This is a genomic window from Aeromonas sp. TECH754 (assembly GCF_056279295.1).
In genome coordinates this window covers 3387149-3405076 of the sequence record NZ_JBWBRA010000001.1, presented here as the reverse complement: position 1 = coordinate 3405076, position 17928 = coordinate 3387149, and the positions used below count along the sequence as shown (strand labels likewise).

Genomic DNA, 17928 nt, shown 5'->3' with positions numbered 1-17928 from the left:
TAATTTATAGAATAAGATATGTGGCTTGACCATAAGAGCCCAATAAGACATCTTCCTCGGAGCCTTCCTCATGGTTGTCATAAAAATTATATGAGTCAAAGCCTAATTCTTTCCCCATCTTTATTATTTCGCCTACCATACTTTCAGATAAATATTGTGAGATTGAAACATTCCTACCATTGGGTTGTTTGTCGGTTCCGAAAAGAGTTCCACGAGACACTCCTAGGTGGGAAAGTTTCTCTTTTATTTTATCTTTATCCTGCAAGTGGCGATTAATTCCAACCACTAAGTTTTCTAGCGAATGGCCATTTTCATTAGATATTTTCGGCAGTTTTTCCATGTATTCAGAAGTTACGTGATTATTGTGAAGGGTAATTTCGTCATGTTTTATTTTAATGATCTCATTTGTTTTATTACTTAAGTATGATGAGTAGTAGGAGTCTTCTTGAAGCTCAGGTCTAAACTTTGTTTGCAATAAGAAAACAGCCGCTAGAAAAACTGGAACATTCAGAGTTGCGGCAATAACTAATATATCAGATTGCCAAGACTCCGTTCCCAATTTAGCTGCAGCTATAAGGAAGCAACTATCTAATGCCACTAACCCCACAAGCCAAGCAGCTAGTAGCTGGATTGGTTTCGTAATTTTATCTGGTTTTATATTTTCTTCGCTCATTATATACTGTCTCGTTTTATTCTTAAATTCGCCTATTTTTTACGTATTACCAATGACTAGGATGTCAAAATCAAATGATAAAAATCAACATTTGTCATCTATTAAAAGCTGTATATTGATCTCACAAATGCAGTATAAACCTACAATGAATGCCAACATAATCACCCAGAAAAGCATTGGATTGATAGAGTCAGTATTGTGATATAAGTCGCATTGTTGGAAATTGGATGAGGGCCGTAAAGATTATGCATGTACAGGATTTTAAGGGCCGTAGGTTTGATTAGCGAAGCGTAATCAGACGTTCGAGAAAATAGGTCGCCGCAATGCTACTGGTAATCCATCAGATCGTCTTTCCCGTTGCCACAGAGTCTGCGGTGCGGCCGATAGAGCTTCGCTAATCGACCCAACTCGCCTTTGCTTGATGTAACGTTCTGCTGTTTGCCTATTGCTTCTGCTGTTATGGTTTGCCCCCTCATCCCCAGCCCTTCTCCCGCGAGGGGAGAAGGGGGCGCCGCTCGTAGCGATATCGGATGGCGGTGACATAAAGGGGGTCTGGTGATGTGTGGCTTAGAAGAAGGCTGCTAGGGCACTAGGCTGGCGCTATACAGTTCCCTCTCCCCTTGGGAGAGGGCTAGGGTGAGGGGAGATGGCTGGTCGGGTGTAGCAACCAAGCGGCATCACACCACTGAGCCGTCAGTTATTGAAATTCCACTTGATGGGCAGCTCGACGTCGAAGACAAGCGCATCCCCTACGAGGCTAAAGGGCAGGCTGGTCTGGTGCTGCTCATATTCGTTGACGATAAGGCAGCACTCGAAGAAGTTGGATTCGTAGCTGAGGTGGGCAAGGCCCCGGGTGCCGTCTTGATCGAGTTCGATGCGCAGCACCTGTGGCGGGTGCTCCTGACTGAGGTTGACCGCAGGATTGCCCTCATCCACCAGCCGCTCCAGCAGGGGGAAGAAGTCCTGCTTGTGGCTCTCGATGACCTGGGTGATGGCCTGCTCCAGTTCGGCACGGCTGGCGAAGGGGCCGCCGAGGGGGTAGCGGGTCTGGATCCTTTCCTGAGTCATGACGATTTCTCCTGCATTGAGATATGAGAGCGCTTTGGCCCATCCAGGGGCCTCTTATCATAGACCCGAGGTCAGCCACTTTTATTGCAAATTATGGGCTGAACCTTATCCAGTCTGGGTATCCTTAGCCCTGGTAGATAAAACGATCTGTTAAATCACAATAGGGCAGATGTTTATAAAACATCAGGCGGGGATCCGGCCATTCTTCACCAGCGCCCGGCGGATGTTTTTGCACATCTTGCCAAAACTGTAGAGCTCGTCGAAGGTCGGCGGGATGCCGCGGTTGATCTGATATTGCCAGTAGCTGAGATCCGTATCCACCAGCTCCATCAGCTTCTTGGGGCAGCCGATGCAGGTGTTGTCCGGCCCGCATTTGAAGGTATCCGGTTGATAGAGCGGGAATTCTAGCTTCACGGCATCGATGATCTGTTGCATCGCGGTGATGCGGTCGGGTTTTCTGCTCACGCCTGGCCCCTGCTGCTGGTAGGAAGGATTCATTATATCCCTGACAGTCCGTAGGCCAATTACACCAAGGGGTTAGCTCATTGTGAGTGGATCTGCCGGCAGGGCCCTTGGCACAGGTTCTGCTCCCCGATACAAAGGAAGGCTGGGTTGATAAACGCAGCCCGATCAGTTGGTTGCGCATACTGCTTGGCAAGACAGCGCTCTTGCTGGTGATTGAACCGCTGCGACTCGGGCTTTGGCCGATCAGGCGACATCACGTTAAATGACCCTCCGGGGTGGCGAACCTGTAGTCTCCTCTATACGGGCTTGCCGGAGGCGTGGCTGGAGAAGATGGTGATCAGGTGTCCGGCGGGCTCGCGCAGGGTGAAGAGCTCGTGTGCGATGGCGGGACGTGCCTCTATGGGCGAGGGCGTCAGCCCCAGGGCGCTCAGGCGCCGGTGGGTCTCGTGCAGATCGTCGACCATCAGATCGAAGGGGGCTGCTCCCGCCGCGATCTCGTCGCCGTGCATCAGCAGCAGGTGAGTGCCGCCGCGCATCTCCAGGACGGCGATCTCGGGCCCCTCGAAGAGGAGCCTCATGCCGAGCTGGCGCATAAAGTGGGCGGACTCTTCCATGCGATCCGTCTGCAGCACCACGTGGGCCACGCCCACTAGGGGTTGCTTGTCGTCCAGCGCCATCTGCATACCTCTCGGAAAAGTTGGTTGCTGTCCGAGCCCGCCTTCCCCCATCCCGGGCAATATGGCGGGAGCGCGACATGCCCGGTCAGACCGGGCGTTGGGTAAGGATGGATGGGGCCGTCGGCGCTGCAGTGACCGCCTCTGTCGCCACCCGTTGGCGACCTCCCATGGGAGAGCCGGTCACTCCCGTGCTGCCATCAGGATCCCGATGAACAGGCATTTGTGATGGCGTCGGCATTGACCGGTCCACTTGCCGCCAGGCAGAGCCTACTTCTTGATTTCATGGCCAATCACGCCCCCGACGACGGCCCCGCCAACGGTGCCGGCCGCACTGCCTCCGGTCAGAACGGCGCCACCGACGGCGCCGATACCGGCCCCTACGGCGGTGCTCTGGCCCTGTTGCGACATGCCGGAACACCCCGTCAAGCCAAACAGCATGACGATGGTCACGGCGCCGAGTGCTACACGATGGATCTTGTTCATGGGGTTCACCTCTTGATGCTGCCCAAGACGTTAGGGCATCCCTAACGGGCGGTTACCGATCCTGAGCCCGACGCGCAAGCCCGGATGAGGATTGCTCAGCCGCGATGCTTGCGGGCAAATCGAGCGACGGTGTGAGCTGTCTGATATGGGGCGGGTGCTTTGCCGGCCGTTTGCCCTTGCCTGTCGGCTTGCCGTCGGCGACGGCACATGAGCCCAGCAGGCCCGCTGTTTCGCCCCCCTCCTGGAGCTATATACGCGGTGGCAGGCACTTTGGTTTACATTGCGCTCCGTCTGCATGGGGTCGGATGGCCTGCCCGCCCCTTATTCCTTCTCTTGCGGGGGAGGGCAAGGCGCCATTTCTTGCGCTGACCAGGTATGACAACGCCCGGCGAACCGGGCGTTGTAGTGCGACTGAGGGGCGGTGAAAGCCCGCCCTAGAAGTCGTGGTAGAGCGGCCAGCCGAGCAGGGGGTGCTTGAGACCGGCGCGCATCTCGATGTTGTCGAGTTTCTCCGGCGAGGCGTTCTCCTGCTGCAACTGCTGGTACTGGCGCACAAAGCCGAGTGTGTGCAGCAGATTGGGCACGAAGCGGGGGCTCAGCTCCTGGCGCAGGCCGCTGACGAGATCGCCGGGCAGTTCGGACAACAGCAATTCAAGCTGCGCAGCGATGTAAGCTGTGGCGTACCACTCATCCTTTAGCACGATATCCCGTGAAAGTCGGCGCTTGAGATCCTGTTTCACCTTCAACGGGGCGCCACCGCTCTGGCCGCAGAGGATGCGATACAGCAAAGCCTCGGCCAGCTTGTCCTCCATGGTCGGATGGTCGTTCTCGCAGGCGAAGAAATGGCTGTCCAGCAGACTCATCAGACGGGTCTTGTTGTGCTCGGTCAGCGCTTTTTCATACTCCTGCCAGCCTTGCCACTCTTCCACGTCCGGCGGGCTGGAGATCTTGTCCAGCAGCCGCGCATCCACGTCCCCGTAGAGGCTGTTGCCAGCCTGCTTGGGGCTGACGGAGATGAGCATGGACCAGCCCTTCTGGAACGGCTTGATGGGGCCTTCCGGCGCCTGCAGCAGGGCCAGCGCCTTGGCGGTATCCCGCTGGGAGAGCTCCTGCAGTCCCAGGCTTATCACCCCGATCACGTCGTGGGCGGCCTGTTCGAGCAGGTGCATCTTGTACTTGTTGTAGTACTTGTCGGCGAATTTGAGGCTCATCAGCACCGCCTTGCCCTTGATGGCGGCAAGCTGCTGGGCGCTCAGGCGCTCGCTGTCACGACCGAAACGCAGCACCTGGCTGAGGAAGGGGCCCTCGTTGGCCTCGCGGATGACTAGTTGCATAAGGCTCTCCTCAATCCAGGAAGCTGAACATGTCGTCGACGTCGCCGTACTCGTCTTCCTCGACCTTGTTCTTCTCCTTGGCCTGCATCACCAGTTCGGCGGCGAACTTGTTGATGATGCCGTCCCAACTGGAGTGCTCGTTGCGCAGCAGGGCCTTGATGGCCTTTTCGACCTCGGGGGCCTGCTCGCGGATCAGCATCAAGAGGCTGCGCGGATCATCCAGCGGATAGTCGTGGGTGCCCTCGGCCTGCTGGCGCTCGCTGTAGGCGAGTGACTCTTCGAGATCCTCCTCCTCGGCGTGCAGCACGTCGCCAAAGCCCTCGTCGTCCTCGTAGCGATCGCCGCGATAGAACTCGATGAAGGGGATGGCGAGGTAGAAGAGGCCGGCCGGATCGTCGGCGATGCACTCCAGGATCTCGCGCTGCTTGGCCTCGTTGTCCTGGGTGCGGATCAGGTAGTTGAGGAAGTCGAAGGTGTGCTGTTGCAGCTCCTCGGCGTTGTTCTTGATCGCCTCTTCCCAGTAAAGGGGCTGCTGGCAGACGATGTCGCGGATCCGCTCCGGGGTCATCAGCTCGGAGATGATGGACGGGAAGGAGATGTCGTGCTGGCCGTTGATCTGGGTCAGGGTGACGATATCGATGTTTTCAATGACCTCGGCCAACTGCTCGTCGGACATGGTCTTGGCGATCAGCTCGAACTTCTCGCTGGCCTGTTTCGGTTCGACCACGGCCAACTCTTTGATCTCGATGGCGGTAATTTCTATCAGACTGTTCATGCTTTGTCCCACTGCTGGCCCCGGTTAGAAACGCACTTCGTCGTACATGTCTCTATCGTCTTCCTCGTCATCCCCGCCGTGATAATCGTTATCGGCATTTTCCCCGTCATCCTCATCCTCGTCGCGCAGCTCAAAGTCGTCATCGGCGTGACGGCCGCCGCGGGGCAGGGGGTTGTCCAGCAGATAGACCACGGCGCAGGCTTCGATGAGCTGCTCCTCACTCAAGGCGCGCACCGCCTTGACCAGCGGCAGATCGGCGTTGTTGAACGCCACCGACACCTTGAATTCGTCCCAGTCGGGCTGAACATTGCTGCCGAGCCACTTGGCCCAGGCCAGCTTGGCCTTGGGCGGGAACTGCACCCGGCCGTAGAGCGCGAGCGGCAGGTATTCGGGCATGAATTCCAGCATGCTGATGTCGGCCAGCAGCAGGGCCTTCATCTTGCCGGTGAACTGCTCCAGCGCCTTGGGCTGGTCCTGATCCCGGTAGGATTCGATGTTTTCGCCAGCATCGCTCTGCAGCGCCTTGAGCCGCGCCTGATCCCATTTTTTTTGCATAGTCACTCTTCTTGCTCAGTGCATCAGGGGTAGAACTGGTCCCACATCTCCTGCATGGCAGCAGCGGGATCGGTCACGATGACGTTGTTGAAATCCTTGATAAAAGCGGCACGCGCCTTGGGATCGGAGAGGACCTCGTAGGCCTTCTTCACCTGATGCAGCAAGATGGCTGCCTGCTCTTTCTCTTCTTCACTCGCCCCAATCAGCTTGTCGGGGTGGTACTGGTTCGAGAGCCGTCGATAGGCTTTCTTGATGTCGTTCTCGTTGGCGTTGGACTTGACGCCCAGCACCCGAAAATAGTTGTTCATGGCAGATCCTGCATCACTGGCATCATCAGAGTCACAATGCTGGCGCCTGATGGGGCTTGGGGAACCAGGCACGGTAAAAACCCGTCATTTTAACGGAAACAAGGCGCCACCGCCACGAATAGGAAGCGATATGGCGAGGAGCGGGTGAGGGAGCCGGCTCCCGGCGGCGGGGCTACAATGGCTGAAGGGGCGAGGTGGCAGCCACAGCGTCGTCCCCCTGTTCCCGACGGCAGAAGTCTGACTCCTGCCACATCATCAGGGCCGGCAAGGCCGGGTCAGCATAAGGAATCATCGTCATGTTCAAACCTTGTCTTCTCTCTCTCGCGCTCTTCAGCGGTTTCACCTTCGCGGTCGATTCATTGCCCGTCACCCCCATGATGGGGGACATCACCAAGGCGCAGTTCATGACGCGCGCCGAGCAGCGCTTCGCCGTGCAGGATCAAAACGGGGACGGGGTGCTCTCGGTTGCCGAGAAAGAGGCCGCCCTGACCAAGATGGAAGCCTTGATGAAGCAGGCGGGCAAGCCGGTGCCGGAGCGCATGAGCGGCCTGAAGCCGAAAGGCAACACCACCAAGGCGCAGTACATGGAGCGCCAGGAGATCATCTTCTCTCGTCTGGACAAGAACGGTGACGGGGTGATCGGCGAGACGGAGCGGGCCGATATCAAGGCCCATCTGGACAAGCGGGTGATGGAATCCACCCCATAGGGTGCGCCTGAGCTGTGCGGTCATGCCATAAAAAGAGCCCGGTATCGCTACCGGGCTCTGGTCATTCGGGGTTTGCGCCGTCGTTACCAACGGGCCCATAACAGCCGCAGCTTGAGCCCCCAGCGGCTGCTCCAGCCGGTGGTGCTGCTCACCAGTTTGCCATCCTTGACGATGAGGAAGGTCGGGGTGACGCCGACCTGCCATTGGGCGGCGAGGCTGCCCTGCTCATCGTTGTGGGTGGGAAAGCTCAAGCCCTTCTTGCTCATGCCCTGTTGCAACTGGGCGTCGCTGCCGGAGCGCAGCGCCACCGTCAGCACGTTTTCACCCTCCTGCCACAGCTGCTCCACCGCCCCGGTAGTGAAGCGGCAGACCCCGCACCAGCTGGCCCAGTAGTAGACCAGCAGCGGCTTGCCCTGACTCAGGGCGGCCAGGCTGGTGGTGGTGCCATCTTGCAGGGTGAAGGGGGCCTCCATGGCACCGTCCGGCAGGGTCGGACTGCGCCACAGATCCAGCAGGGTGGAGATGAGCAGCGCCGCCAGCAGCAGCCAGAGCGCCTCCTTGCCCCAGCGTCGCCAGCGGGGCGCTTTTGCAACCGAATCCTCCGCCATGGCTTAGCCCCGCTTGGCCAGCTCGGTTTTCACCAGCTGTTCCAGTTCGTCGTACGGGATGGCGCCCGGCACCAGCTGGTTGCCGATCAGGGTTGCCGGGGTGCCCTGCACGCCCAGCAAGGTGCCGATGCGCTGACTGTATGGACGCAGCTCCACGGGTCGTTTCCTCATTTCTGCTTGGCCAGCTCGGTCTTCACCAGCTGTTCCAGTTCTTCGTACGGGAGGGCGCCTGGCACCAGCTGGTTGCCGATAAGCGTCGCCGGTGTGCCCTGCACACCCAGGAGTGTGCCGATGCGCAGGCTGTTGCGCAGCTCTTCGGTGGCCTTGGCATCGGGCTTGAGGGCCAGATTGTCGGTGGCCGCCAGCGCCTTGTTGATGTCCGTCTCGGTCAGCATGCCCTGCTTGCTCATCAGCTTGTCGTGCAGGGGGAGGAAGCGGGCCGGATCCTGCTGCCACAGGGTCAGGCTGTACTGGGCCGCCTTGGCGGAGGTCTGGCCCTTGAACGGCAGCAGCTTGATCACCAGCCCCAGATCGTTTGGATAGGCCTTGAGCAGCTTGGTCAGCTGGGGATCGAACTGCTTGCAGTAGGGGCAGTTGTAGTCGGTGAACAGCACCAGGGTCAGCTTGGGATTCTTGGCACCGAGTCGCGGGCTGGTGGCGCTGTTGAACAGCACATCCTGATTGCCCTTGATGAAGTTGCCGAGCTGGGCCTCCTGGGCGGCGCTGTTCTGCTTCTCCCAGGATTCGGCCGCCTCGTCGAGGATCTTCGGATTCTGGACCAGGGTCTCGCGAATGAGCTCCTTGATGCGTGCCTCCTGCTCCGGGGTGAAGGGCGCAGCGTGCAGGGCCGGGGCCAGCAAGGCGCCGGACAGGGAGGCTAGCAGGGTCAGGGTACGCAGGGTCGGTTTCATTTCTTTTCTCCGTCGAATGGGGTTGTCTGCCCGTCGCTTCCGGATGAAGCGGCGTGGCGCAAGCTGGTCAGCAGGTCTGCCTTGTCGAGCAGGGGGGAGAGGATCTCCCCCTGCGGCAGGCCGGGGCCGTAGATCTGGTTGAAGGGGACTGCGGCCGCCCCCCTGGCGCGCAGGAAGGCGGCGATGGCGTCGCTCGGCCTGCTCCAGTCACCGCGCAGGGCCACCACGTCCGGGGCCGAGAGGGCGTCTTGCACCTCGTCGCGCAGCAACACGTTGTACTTGTTGGCCTTGCAGGTCACGCACCAGTCGGCGGTGACGTCCACGAAGACCCGCTTGTTCTGCGCCAATGCCTGAGTGATAGCCTGTTCGGACAGACGCTGCCAGGGCACCCGATCGGCGCTGGCCGCTCCTTGGACGGTGAAGGCGCCGCCCAGCAGCAGGGCACCGCCGATCAGGGCCGACAGCGACAGCGCCAGCGTGAAGCCACGAATGCCATAACGCCAGATGATGCCGACCAGCAGCGCCAGCAGCAGGCCCGCCATCAGCCAGCGGGTCGTGAGAGTGCCCAGATGGTTGCCGAGCAGGCTGACCAGCCAGAGGCTGGAGCCCAGCATCATCAGACCGAGCAGGATGCGAAGATGCCCCATCCAGCGGCCCGGTTTGGGCAGCAAGAGTGCCAGGCGCGGCAGGGCCGCCACCAGCAGCCAGGGCAGGCTCATGCCAAGCCCAAGTGCGGTGAAGATGAGCCACAGTTCCCCGAGCGGCGCTGCCAGCGCAAAGGCGACCGCGGTGCCGAGGAAGGGAGCGGAGCAGGGGGTCGCCAGCAGGGTGGCAAAGCTGCCTTGCAGGAAGTGGCCACCGAGGCCATTGCCACCGCTGGTGGCGAGCCGGGTGCTGAGATTGCTCGGCAGGCGGATCTCGAATAGCCCCAGCAGGTTGGCGCAAAACAGCAGGGTCACCACCACCATGACACCGATGAAGCCGGCGCTCTGGAACTGGATGCCCCAGCCGACCGCCCCCTGGGTGGCGCGCAGCAGGCTGCTCATGGCCGCCAGTACCCAGAAGGAGGCGAGGATGCCGGCGCTGGCGGCGAGGAACTGCTTGCGCACCTCGGTCTGTCGCCTGTCCTGCTGTTGCAGCACTGAGCCGAGCTTGAGCGCCAGCACCGGCAGCACGCAGGGCATCAGATTGAGGATGAGACCGCCGAGCAGCGCTGCTCCCAGCAGCCAGAGCAGCGAGTTGTGCTGCTCTGGCAGTGTCAGGGGGGGAGTTATGCGGGCCTCGGTCTGCCAGGCCTGGTCTCCGTTGGTGAGCAACAGGCCGAGCGTCCTGCCGCGCAGATCCGGCGCATCCCCTTGCCAGCCATCGCTGACGGGGACCCGGGCGATCAGGCGATGGCCCTGCACCTCCAGCACCGGCTTGCCAAACTCGGCTCCCTCCAGCGCATCGATGAAGAGCGCCGGCCTCTGCCAGTCCTGCGTTTGGGACTCCGGAGTCAGCTCCGCCAGCAACTGCAACTGGTTGTGTCCATAGCCGAGCTGGATGCCGATGTCGGCGGGCAGGGGCTGGGGCAGGCTGCTCATGGCCTTGGCGTAGGCAAAATCGAAGCCCGCCGGCACGGCGTCGCCCGCCGCCAGGGCGAAGGGGTAATCGGTCAGGATGCAGACGTTGCTGCAGGTGGAGAGGCGCAGGGTGCCGGTGAGCGGCTCAGCGGCGGGATGGCGCAGGCTGATGGGGAAGCTGACGCTCTGCTGATAGCCCTGGGTGTTGAGTCCGGCTACCTCGAAGTGCTGGGGCACCGGCCAGTGCCACTGTAGCTCGGTGACGGGCTTGTCCCACAGGATCTGGGGCGCTATGCCCCCCTCACCCGGGCTGTGCCAGTAGGTTTTCCAGCCCGACTCGAGGGCGACATCGAGCAGGATGCGGGTCTGTCCGGGTTCGCTGCGGTCGGCCTGCAGCCGCACCTTGGCGTGATCGTTCTGGGGGCTGGTGAGCCAGCCCGTGTCGCTGGCCAACCCCACGGATTGCCATAGCAAGCAGCCCAGTAACAGGGTTGCCTTGAAGAAGTGTGACATCTTGTTGTCTCGCAAAAAATGAATGACGGTTGATGGGAGAAACCGCTGAACTCATTCCCGCCAGACACAGAGGGTGAGATGAAGACGCCGCTCGGGGGGCGAGATGACGGGTGGGGCAGGCAAGGGGGGCGTGTGGCGCCAGAGTGGGGCCAACAGGGCAATCACCAGCGCCACCGCAAAGAACAACTGCTCGACGCAGAGCAAGGCTGCGGCGCTCAGCCACTTGCCGTTGAGCTGGCAACTGCTCGGCTGCGGGCTGCTGGACCTGGCGCTATCCTGATCGTCGGCGGCCTCTGGCTGGGGCAGTGCCTGACAGCTGAGGGCCTGATCGAGCATTGCCAGCCGGGCCAGCGGCTGGGCCGCACAATTGAGCAGCAGCAGGCAAACCAGCAGCAGGAGTCGTCTCGCCATGCGTTGTTGGTGGATCATGCTCGCCCCGTTCATCAAGATGGCCACATCCTAACGACCAATGGCGAGTGGGGCAAGTCGGGGGCGGCATGGGGTAGCAGGGGATGGTCGGTTCTGTTTGGCGAACGCTTGTTCGCTAAAAGGGGGACCAGTATACTGCGCCGAGTTAAATTCCGAGGTGTTCGATGCTCAAACTTGCCCGTGTGCTGCTGCTAACCCTGCTGCTCGTTTTCTGGTTCGTGTTTGGTCTGTTGCTCTGTCTGGTGCGCCCGCGCCACCCCAACAACGTCTATGTGTTTGCCCGCATGTACCATGCCGTCTGCCCGCTGATCGGGCTCAAGGTCAGGGTGATCATCCCGGACGAGGTCAAGTCGGTCGGTCCGGCGGTCTACGTCTGCAATCACCAGAGCAACTTCGATATCTTCACCGTGACCGGCGCCGTGCGCCCGGGCGTGGTGGCGGTGGGCAAGAAGAGCCTGCTGTGGCTGCCGTTCTTCGGCCTGCTCTTCTGGCTCTCCGGCAACGTGCTGATCGACAGATCCAACCGCTCCCGCGCCATCGGCACCATAGGGCAGGTGGTGGATCGCATCAAGCACCACGGCACCTCCATCTGGATGTTCCCGGAAGGGACTCGCTCCCAGGGCCGCGGCCTGTTGCCGTTCAAGGCCGGTGCCTTCCACACCGCGGTGCAGGCCGAGGTGCCGGTGGTGCCCATCGTCTGCTCCAGCTACTTCGGTCAGGTGGACCTGAACCGCTGGGACAACGGCGAGGTGCTGCTGGAGATGCTGCCCCCCCTGTGCAGCAAGGAGCACGGCGCCGCCGGGATCCGCGAGCTGTCCGACAACTGCCGCGCCAGGATGGAGGCCAAACTGGCCGAACTGGACAGCCAGCTCGGTCATGGACCGGCCGCCTGAGCCAGGCTCCGGTGAGCGTATTGAGGGAGCCGCTGGCTCCCTTTTTTATTGGTGAAAATCACCAAATTGTTGGTTTTTTTCACCACATCATTCGCCTTGAATCTCCGCCATCAATCTCCATCTACTTGTAAAAAAACGATAAATTTTTTTGGCACGGCTCTTGTAATGTCATGGGGAGAGATAGCAGTCCCATCAACGAGGAGCCAGACCATGAGCCTATTTAGCCGCCTGACCGACGTGATCAATGCCAACCTGCACAGCCTGCTCGACAAGAGCGAGGAGCCGGAGAAGATGCTGCGGCTGATGATCGAGGAGATGGAGCAGGTGCAGGTCGAGATGAGAACCCAGGCCGCCCGCATCATCGCCGAGCAGAAGCAGCTGGAGCGTCATCAACAGGCGCTGCGCCACCAGATCCAGGAGTGGTCGGCCAAGGCCGAACTCGCCATCCAGAAGGGCCGTGAGGATCTGGCCCGCGCCGCCCTCACCGAGAAATTGGCGGAGGCCAAGAAGTGCGAGCAGCTGGAGCAGGACAGCGCCCGGGTAGCCGAGGTGCTGGCCCAGCTGACCGCCGACAGCGAGCGCTTGGCCGCCAAGCTGACTGAGGCGCGGGAGAAGCAGAAGCTGCTGACCCTGCGCGAGCAGACCGCCCACAGTCGCATCCGGGCGCGTGCCCAGGTCGACAACCAGCGCATGCACGAGCTGATGGCGCGTTTCGACGGTTTTCAGGGCCGGGTGGATCAGCTGGAGGCCCAGCTGGAAGCCGCAACCCTTGGCCAGAATCCCTCCCTGGAGGCGCAGTTCCGCGAGCTGGAGCTCAATGACGAGATCGAGCGCGAACTGGCCCGCCTGAAGGGTCAGAAGGTCGAGGTGTAATCATGACGCCCTGGCCGAAAGATCTGGCCCACCGCAAGCTGACCGGGGTCTGCGCCGGCCTTGCCAACGGGTTGGGCATCTCCAGGGTGACGGTGCGGGTGGTGGCGTTGCTCACCCTGATCCTGATGCCGCCGCTGGCCCTGGCGGCTTATCTGCTGGCGGTGCTCGTCATGCCGCCCCGTCGTGAGTTGAAACGCTGGCTGGACTGATCCCAGGGTCAGTCTGCCGGCATAGAGAAGGATTGAGAGGAGCAAACCATGCTGGAATTTATCGTCTTGATGCTGGTACTGGTGACCATGGCGCTGACCGGTTTCACCGTGCTGGCCATGTTGCTGGTGAGCGGGGTCTTTATGCTGTTTGGCGCCCTGGCCGGCATGGTTGCCCTCGTCGTCAAGCTGGCGCCCTGGTTGTTGGTGCTGCTGGTGGTGTGCTGGTTCATCAGCAATAGGCGCAAGCAGTCAAATACCTACCGTTAAGCCTCCCTGGTTTTTCCCCAGCCACCGTTCGCGGTGGCTTTTTTTATGGCGCCGGGATGGTCGAGCCTGGTGTGGCGATGCTGGCCAGCCAAGGCTGGCACCAGTCGTGCCATAGCGAAGGGTCTTGCACCAGCCGTTCCTTGAAGGCCTTGCTCTGCTGCTTGAGCCGGTATTCGAGCCGCAGCGCCTGGCCCTTGTCTGCCACCTCCTGGTGCCACACCAGGGCCAGCGGCCCCTTGCCGCGCAGGGCACGGGCACCCTTGCCACTCTGGTGCTGGCGCAGCCGCCGCTCCGGATCCGTGCTGATGCCCGCGTAAAGCGCGCCACTATTGGTACGTACCAGATAGATAAACCAGTTACATGCCGGTTTATCGGTACAAACGTCCGCCGTCATGACTCTTTCCACTGCACCTGACTGCGCCTGAGCCGATGCAGGGGCAGCAGGCTGACCAACAGTCCCGCCCAGACGAAGGCGAAGCCCACCGATTTGACCGGATCCGGTGTCTCGCCGAACCAGAAGATGGCGAGCAGGAAGGCGAGGCTCGGCTCGATATATTGCAGCAGCCCCACCGTGCTCATGCGGGTGCGCGCCACGGCGTAGCAGAACAGCCCCACCGGCAGCAGGGTGGCGGGGGCGCTGCCCATCAGCAGCAGGCGATCGCTCCAGTCACCTGCCATGAACAGGCTGGAACCCTGTGCGGCGAGATAACCGAGGATGAGCAGGGCGACGGGCAACTGCACCAGAGATTCGAGATAGAGGCTGACGCCGGCGTCATAGCGCACCTTCTTCTTGATAAGGCCGTAGAGGGCGAAGTTGGCGCCCATGATGAGGGAGAACCAGGGCAGCTCGCCGTAGGAGAACAGCATGTAGGCGAGCCCCGCCAGTGCCAGCGCGACCGCCAGGTGCTTCTGCGGGGTCAGCCGCTCTTTCAGGAAGAGGACAGCAAACACGATGTTGAACAGCGGCGTCATGAAGAAGGCGAGGCTGGTAGCCAGCACCTGGCCCGTGGTCAGGCACCAGGTGAACATGCACCAGCTGATGGACATGACAGGGCCCGCCAGCAGGATGAGGCCGAGCTGGCGCGGTTCGGCGCGCAGGTGCGCCCAGGGCACGGACGCGCTGAGCAGCAGGAAGATCCCGCCAAGCAGGACGACCGACCAGAGCACCCGGTGAGAGAGCAGCTCCCACATGTTCACCTCGGGCATGAACTGGTAATAGAGAGGCAGCAGGCCCCACAGCACGAAGGAGAGGGCGGCACTGCCGGTGCCCAGCCAATTTTTCATCCCGTTCCGTTTATTAAATTAAACAAATGTGGCGGCATAATAAGTATCCAATGAGGGTTTCACAAGCGGGATCTGGTTGGAAAGTCTGCTACCATCAGCACCATGAACCGACTCGAAACCTTGTTTGAGCAGATCCGGGCCTGCCGTCTGTGCGAGGCCCATTTACCGCTGGGACCGCGGCCGGTGATCCGCGGCGCCGAGAGTGCTCGTCTGCTGATCATCGGTCAGGCACCGGGTACCCGGGTCCATGCCAGCGGTATTCCCTGGGACGATCCTTCCGGCGATCGGCTGCGCCACTGGCTCGGGGTGGATAAGGCGATCTTCTACGATGAGTCCCGCATCGCCATCATGCCGATGGGGCTCTGTTACCCCGGCAAGGGCAAGTCGGGAGATCTGCCGCCCCGGCCGGAATGCGCGCCGACCTGGCACGACAAGGTGCTGATGTTGCTGCCCCAGGTCGAGCTGACCCTGCTCATCGGCCAGTATGCCCAGCGTCACTATCTGCGTGAGGCGGGCAAGGACAGCCTGACCGAGACAGTACATAGCTGGGTCGACTATGGCCCCGCCTGGTTGCCGTTGCCGCACCCCTCGCCACGCAATACCTTCTGGCTCAGAAAGAACCCCTGGTTCGAACAGGAAGTGGTCCCGCACTTGCAACAGCGGGTCGCCCCCCTGCTGGGATGACCTCTCGTAATAGAAGTCAGATCGCGGGCTCGGCCACCGGTTTTGGTTTGCCACGGGCCATGACGACCAGGGGCAGTATGATGCACAGGCAACCCAGCAGCAGCGGCAGCCCGGGCTGCTCGTCGAACAGCCAGACCCCGATGACGACCGCCATCAACAGGCCGGTGTATTCCGCCGAGGCGATCTTACTCGCCTCCGCCTTGCGATAGGCCACCACGCAGAGCCCGGCGTAGACCATGATCAGCGCCGAGGAGCCGAACGCGGGCCACCACATCTGCCACTGCCAATCCCCCCCTTCCCACCAGGCCAGCGCCAAAATGATGGGCATGCTCAGCACGTTGGTGAAGAACAGGGTCTGGGCGATGGGCTGCCTGAGCGGAATGCGTTTGATCAGCAGGTTGTTGACCGCCATGGAGAGCGCCACCCCGAGTGCCGCCAGGGCGGCCCAGTTCACCTCGGTCGGCCGCAGCACGATCAGTACCCCGATGAAGCCGAGCAGCGCCGTCAGCACCTTCTGGCGTGACAGTGCCTCCCCCGCCAGCCAGACCGCGAGCGGCACCATCAACAGCGGCGCCGCATAAAACAGGGCGTTGGCGGTGGCGAGCGGCAGGCGGGTGAGGGCGACCACCATCAGGCAGACGCCGATGGCCCAGATGTGGGCGCGCAGCAGGTGCCACTTGATGGCGACCGGCGGATGACGACGCCAGGACCAGAGTAGCCAGGGGGTCAGCAGCAGGGCGGCGGAGAGCTGGCGGAAGAACACGAACTGGAATACCGGCTGGCTCGGATCCAGCACCTTGACCAGCGCATCGGAAAAGACCGCCACCATGTTGCCAAGCACCAGATAAAGGATGCCGATCCCGACTGCATTCATACCACCTCCCGCATTAGATGAAGGAAGGGTAGCCCTCTTCTTGTTATCCAGTAAAATGATAAAAAATCACCATTCATGAGATTTTTGGATAATGAAGCTGCCCCCTTTACGCGCCGTTCAATACTTCGAGGCGGTCGCCCGCCTGCTCAGTTTCTCCCGCGCGGCGCTCGAGCTGAACGTCAGCCAGAGTGCGGTCAGCCACCAGATCCGCCTGCTGGAGGACTTTCTGGGGGAGCGGTTGCTACTGCGCCAGGGGCGGCTGCTCTCCTTGACCCAACAGGGGGAGCTCTACTTTGAGGGCATCGCTGCCGGGCTCGGTCAGATAGCCCAGAGCAGCGAGCAGTTGCGCGGCGGCGGCGAGATGCGGCTGCGGCTCGCGGTCTACAGCTCGTTCGCGGTGAAGTGGCTGATCCCGCGTCTGGCGGGTCTGCGTCAACTCTATCCCGAACTGGATCTCAGCCTGGAAATGGTGGCGGAAGATCCCGAGCTGTCCGATCGGGTGGCGGACTGCTTCATCACAGTCTCTCCCGAGGGGCCCGGTTACATGCACGATCTGCTCTACCGGGAGCGGCTGATGCCGGTGTGCAGCCGTCGTCTGTGGCAACAGGTGGAGGGGGAGTGGCCCGGGGCCTTGTGGCAATTGCCGCTGCTCTCCATCCAGGCGATCTACAGGGAGAAGGGAGAGGATTGGCGGCGCTGGGCCGAGGTGGGGGGGCTGACGATCGCCCCCGAGGCGAGGATGCATCATTTCAGCCACATACTGCTGGCGCTGGAGGCGGCCAACTGGGATCAGGGGGTGGCGCTCATCAACGACTATATGCTGCAGCCGGAGGATCCCGGTCTGGTACGACTGCCGCTGCATTCCCTCGAGACCGGGGATCACTTCTATTTCGTCTGCAAGCGCTCGCGAGCCCATGAACCCGCCATCAGCCGGCTGCGACAGTGGCTCTGGCAGGAGGCGCAGGCGAGCCTGCGCCCCGGGGAGAATGAACCGCTCAAGCGCGTTTGAACTGGCTCAGCACAAACAGGCTGGTGGCGCAGACCACGACGGAGGGACCAGCCGGAGTATCTTGATACCAGGAGAGGGATAGCCCCCCCAGCACCGCCAGGCAGCCGATCAAGGCGGCAAAGCCGGCCATCTGTTCCGGCGTCTGGCTGAAACGCCGCGCGGTGGCCGCGGGGATGATCAGCAGGGAGGTGATGATCAGCGCCCCGACGAACTTCATCGCCACGGCGATCACCAGCCCGATCAGCAGCATCAGCACGCAGCGCAGCACGTCGACCCGCACCCCTTCCACTCGCGCCAGCTCCTCCGAGATGGTCATGGAGAGCAGGGGATCCCACAGCCGCCACAGGGTGAGCAGCACCAGGGCGCCGCCGCCGTAGATCCAGAGCAGATCCATGGGTTGCACCGAGAGCAGGTCGCCGAACAGGTAGGCCATCAGATCCACCCGCACGTTGTCCATGAAGCTCAGGGTCACCAGACCCAGCGACAGGGCGCTGTGAGCCAGGATGCCGAGCAGGGTGTCGGTGGCCACCTGCTGGTTGCGGCTCATTATTACCAGCAGCATGGCCATGGCGAGGCAACAAACCACCACCGCCAGGGTGAGATCCACCTGCAGCAGGATGCCGAGCGCGATGCCAAACAGGCAGGCGTGGGAGAGGGTGTCGCCAAAATAGGCCATCTTGCGCCACACCACGAAACTGCCGAGGGGGCCGGCCAGCAGGGCGATGCCGAGGCCGGCCGCGAGGGCGTATAACAGAAAGCTGTCCACT

At 61.3% G+C, this 17928-nt stretch carries 25 protein-coding genes; 7 read left to right on the top strand and 18 right to left on the bottom strand.

From position 1 onward, the window contains the following. Positions 1 to 4: 4 nt before the first annotated feature. From ACZ9IL_RS15455 to atcJ, 9 genes are all read right to left on the bottom strand, one after another. Positions 5 to 673, bottom strand: coding sequence for a hypothetical protein (locus tag ACZ9IL_RS15455; RefSeq protein ID WP_476004279.1), 669 nt, complete (start codon positions 671 to 673; stop codon positions 5 to 7). A 693-nt stretch (positions 674 to 1366) separates the two neighbouring features. Continuing rightward, positions 1367 to 1741, bottom strand: coding sequence for a hypothetical protein (locus tag ACZ9IL_RS15450; RefSeq protein WP_476004278.1), 375 nt, complete (start codon positions 1739 to 1741; stop codon positions 1367 to 1369). A gap of 183 nt (positions 1742 to 1924) precedes the next feature. After that, positions 1925 to 2176 (bottom strand): hypothetical protein, encoded by a 252-nt coding sequence (locus ACZ9IL_RS15445; RefSeq protein WP_476005364.1) that lies wholly within the window; start codon positions 2174 to 2176, stop codon positions 1925 to 1927. Positions 2177 to 2502: 326 nt separating this feature from the next. Further along, positions 2503 to 2883, bottom strand: a complete 381-nt coding sequence (locus tag ACZ9IL_RS15440) for a VOC family protein (RefSeq protein WP_476004277.1) — start codon at positions 2881 to 2883, stop codon at positions 2503 to 2505. 267 nt (positions 2884 to 3150) lie between these two features. Next, positions 3151 to 3366 (bottom strand): glycine zipper 2TM domain-containing protein, encoded by a 216-nt coding sequence (locus ACZ9IL_RS15435; protein WP_476004276.1) that lies wholly within the window; start codon positions 3364 to 3366, stop codon positions 3151 to 3153. Between the two features lie 434 nt (positions 3367 to 3800). Beyond that, positions 3801 to 4700: a cold adaptation protein AtcC gene (atcC, locus tag ACZ9IL_RS15430; protein WP_476004275.1), complete on the bottom strand. Its 900-nt coding sequence runs from the start codon at positions 4698 to 4700 to the stop codon at positions 3801 to 3803. A gap of 10 nt (positions 4701 to 4710) precedes the next feature. Beyond that, positions 4711 to 5475 (bottom strand): cold adaptation protein AtcB, encoded by a 765-nt coding sequence (gene atcB / locus ACZ9IL_RS15425; RefSeq protein ID WP_476004274.1) that lies wholly within the window; start codon positions 5473 to 5475, stop codon positions 4711 to 4713. Positions 5476 to 5499: 24 nt separating this feature from the next. Then, on the bottom strand, positions 5500 to 6030 hold the full coding sequence (atcA, locus tag ACZ9IL_RS15420) for a cold adaptation protein AtcA (RefSeq protein WP_476004273.1): 531 nt from the start codon (positions 6028 to 6030) through the stop codon (positions 5500 to 5502). Between the two features lie 23 nt (positions 6031 to 6053). After that, a complete protein-coding gene (gene atcJ, locus ACZ9IL_RS15415) occupies positions 6054 to 6338 on the bottom strand; it encodes a cold adaptation protein ActJcold adaptation protein ActJ (protein ID WP_476004272.1) in 285 nt (94 codons plus the stop codon). A 296-nt stretch (positions 6339 to 6634) separates the two neighbouring features. Between atcJ and ACZ9IL_RS15410 the strand changes: the two genes are divergently transcribed. Then, complete coding sequence (locus ACZ9IL_RS15410; protein WP_476004271.1) at positions 6635 to 7045, top strand: EF-hand domain-containing protein; 411 nt, start codon at positions 6635 to 6637, stop codon at positions 7043 to 7045. Positions 7046 to 7128: 83 nt separating this feature from the next. On the opposite strand, the gene ACZ9IL_RS15405 is transcribed toward ACZ9IL_RS15410, so the two are convergent. The 5 genes from ACZ9IL_RS15405 to ACZ9IL_RS15385 are packed head-to-tail and all read right to left on the bottom strand — an operon-like array spanning position 7129 to position 11068. After that, entirely contained in the window at positions 7129 to 7653 is a 525-nt protein-coding gene (locus tag ACZ9IL_RS15405; RefSeq protein ID WP_476004270.1) for a protein disulfide oxidoreductase, read from the bottom strand. A gap of 3 nt (positions 7654 to 7656) precedes the next feature. After that, complete coding sequence (locus ACZ9IL_RS15400; RefSeq protein WP_476004269.1) at positions 7657 to 7809, bottom strand: copper resistance protein; 153 nt, start codon at positions 7807 to 7809, stop codon at positions 7657 to 7659. Between the two features lie 11 nt (positions 7810 to 7820). Then, on the bottom strand, positions 7821 to 8564 hold the full coding sequence (locus tag ACZ9IL_RS15395; RefSeq protein ID WP_476004268.1) for a DsbA family protein: 744 nt from the start codon (positions 8562 to 8564) through the stop codon (positions 7821 to 7823). Beyond that, entirely contained in the window at positions 8561 to 10639 is a 2079-nt protein-coding gene (locus tag ACZ9IL_RS15390; RefSeq protein WP_476004267.1) for a protein-disulfide reductase DsbD family protein, read from the bottom strand. The genes ACZ9IL_RS15395 and ACZ9IL_RS15390 overlap by 4 nt, the downstream gene beginning before the upstream one ends. A gap of 51 nt (positions 10640 to 10690) precedes the next feature. Next, a complete protein-coding gene (locus ACZ9IL_RS15385) occupies positions 10691 to 11068 on the bottom strand; it encodes a hypothetical protein (protein ID WP_476004266.1) in 378 nt (125 codons plus the stop codon). Between the two features lie 164 nt (positions 11069 to 11232). Here ACZ9IL_RS15385 and ACZ9IL_RS15380 point away from each other — a divergent pair, with 164 nt between their 5' ends. From ACZ9IL_RS15380 to pspG, 4 genes are all read left to right on the top strand, one after another. Continuing rightward, positions 11233 to 11961, top strand: a complete 729-nt coding sequence (locus tag ACZ9IL_RS15380) for a 1-acylglycerol-3-phosphate O-acyltransferase (RefSeq protein ID WP_476004265.1) — start codon at positions 11233 to 11235, stop codon at positions 11959 to 11961. 210 nt (positions 11962 to 12171) lie between these two features. Next, positions 12172 to 12834: a phage shock protein PspA gene (gene pspA / locus ACZ9IL_RS15375; protein WP_476004264.1), complete on the top strand. Its 663-nt coding sequence runs from the start codon at positions 12172 to 12174 to the stop codon at positions 12832 to 12834. Positions 12835 to 12836: 2 nt separating this feature from the next. Next, the gene (locus ACZ9IL_RS15370; RefSeq protein WP_050717652.1) at positions 12837 to 13043 is read left to right on the top strand and encodes a PspC domain-containing protein; all 207 of its coding nucleotides are present in this window, start codon (positions 12837 to 12839) and stop codon (positions 13041 to 13043) included. Between the two features lie 48 nt (positions 13044 to 13091). Then, positions 13092 to 13310 (top strand): envelope stress response protein PspG, encoded by a 219-nt coding sequence (pspG, locus tag ACZ9IL_RS15365; protein WP_476004263.1) that lies wholly within the window; start codon positions 13092 to 13094, stop codon positions 13308 to 13310. Positions 13311 to 13353: 43 nt separating this feature from the next. On the opposite strand, the gene ACZ9IL_RS15360 is transcribed toward pspG, so the two are convergent. Both ACZ9IL_RS15360 and rarD read right to left on the bottom strand, forming a co-directional pair. Further along, positions 13354 to 13704: a GIY-YIG nuclease family protein gene (locus tag ACZ9IL_RS15360; RefSeq protein WP_476004262.1), complete on the bottom strand. Its 351-nt coding sequence runs from the start codon at positions 13702 to 13704 to the stop codon at positions 13354 to 13356. Next, positions 13701 to 14594: an EamA family transporter RarD gene (rarD, locus tag ACZ9IL_RS15355; protein WP_476004261.1), complete on the bottom strand. Its 894-nt coding sequence runs from the start codon at positions 14592 to 14594 to the stop codon at positions 13701 to 13703. Before rarD ends, ACZ9IL_RS15360 begins: the two co-directional genes overlap by 4 nt. A 102-nt stretch (positions 14595 to 14696) precedes the next feature. Here rarD and ACZ9IL_RS15350 point away from each other — a divergent pair, with 102 nt between their 5' ends. Continuing rightward, a complete protein-coding gene (locus tag ACZ9IL_RS15350; RefSeq protein ID WP_476004260.1) occupies positions 14697 to 15278 on the top strand; it encodes a uracil-DNA glycosylase family protein in 582 nt (193 codons plus the stop codon). A gap of 16 nt (positions 15279 to 15294) precedes the next feature. On the opposite strand, the gene ACZ9IL_RS15345 is transcribed toward ACZ9IL_RS15350, so the two are convergent. Next, positions 15295 to 16152: a DMT family transporter gene (locus ACZ9IL_RS15345; RefSeq protein WP_476004259.1), complete on the bottom strand. Its 858-nt coding sequence runs from the start codon at positions 16150 to 16152 to the stop codon at positions 15295 to 15297. 91 nt (positions 16153 to 16243) lie between these two features. On the opposite strand from ACZ9IL_RS15345, the gene ACZ9IL_RS15340 reads away from it, so the two are divergent. Then, positions 16244 to 17161, top strand: a complete 918-nt coding sequence (locus ACZ9IL_RS15340; protein WP_476004258.1) for a LysR substrate-binding domain-containing protein — start codon at positions 16244 to 16246, stop codon at positions 17159 to 17161. Here the strand turns inward: ACZ9IL_RS15340 and znuB are convergent. Beyond that, the gene (gene znuB, locus ACZ9IL_RS15335) at positions 17148 to 17927 is read right to left on the bottom strand and encodes a zinc ABC transporter permease subunit ZnuB (RefSeq protein WP_476004257.1); all 780 of its coding nucleotides are present in this window, start codon (positions 17925 to 17927) and stop codon (positions 17148 to 17150) included. The two genes, ACZ9IL_RS15340 and znuB, sit on opposite strands and share 14 nt — an antisense overlap. Position 17928 lies beyond the last annotated feature (1 nt).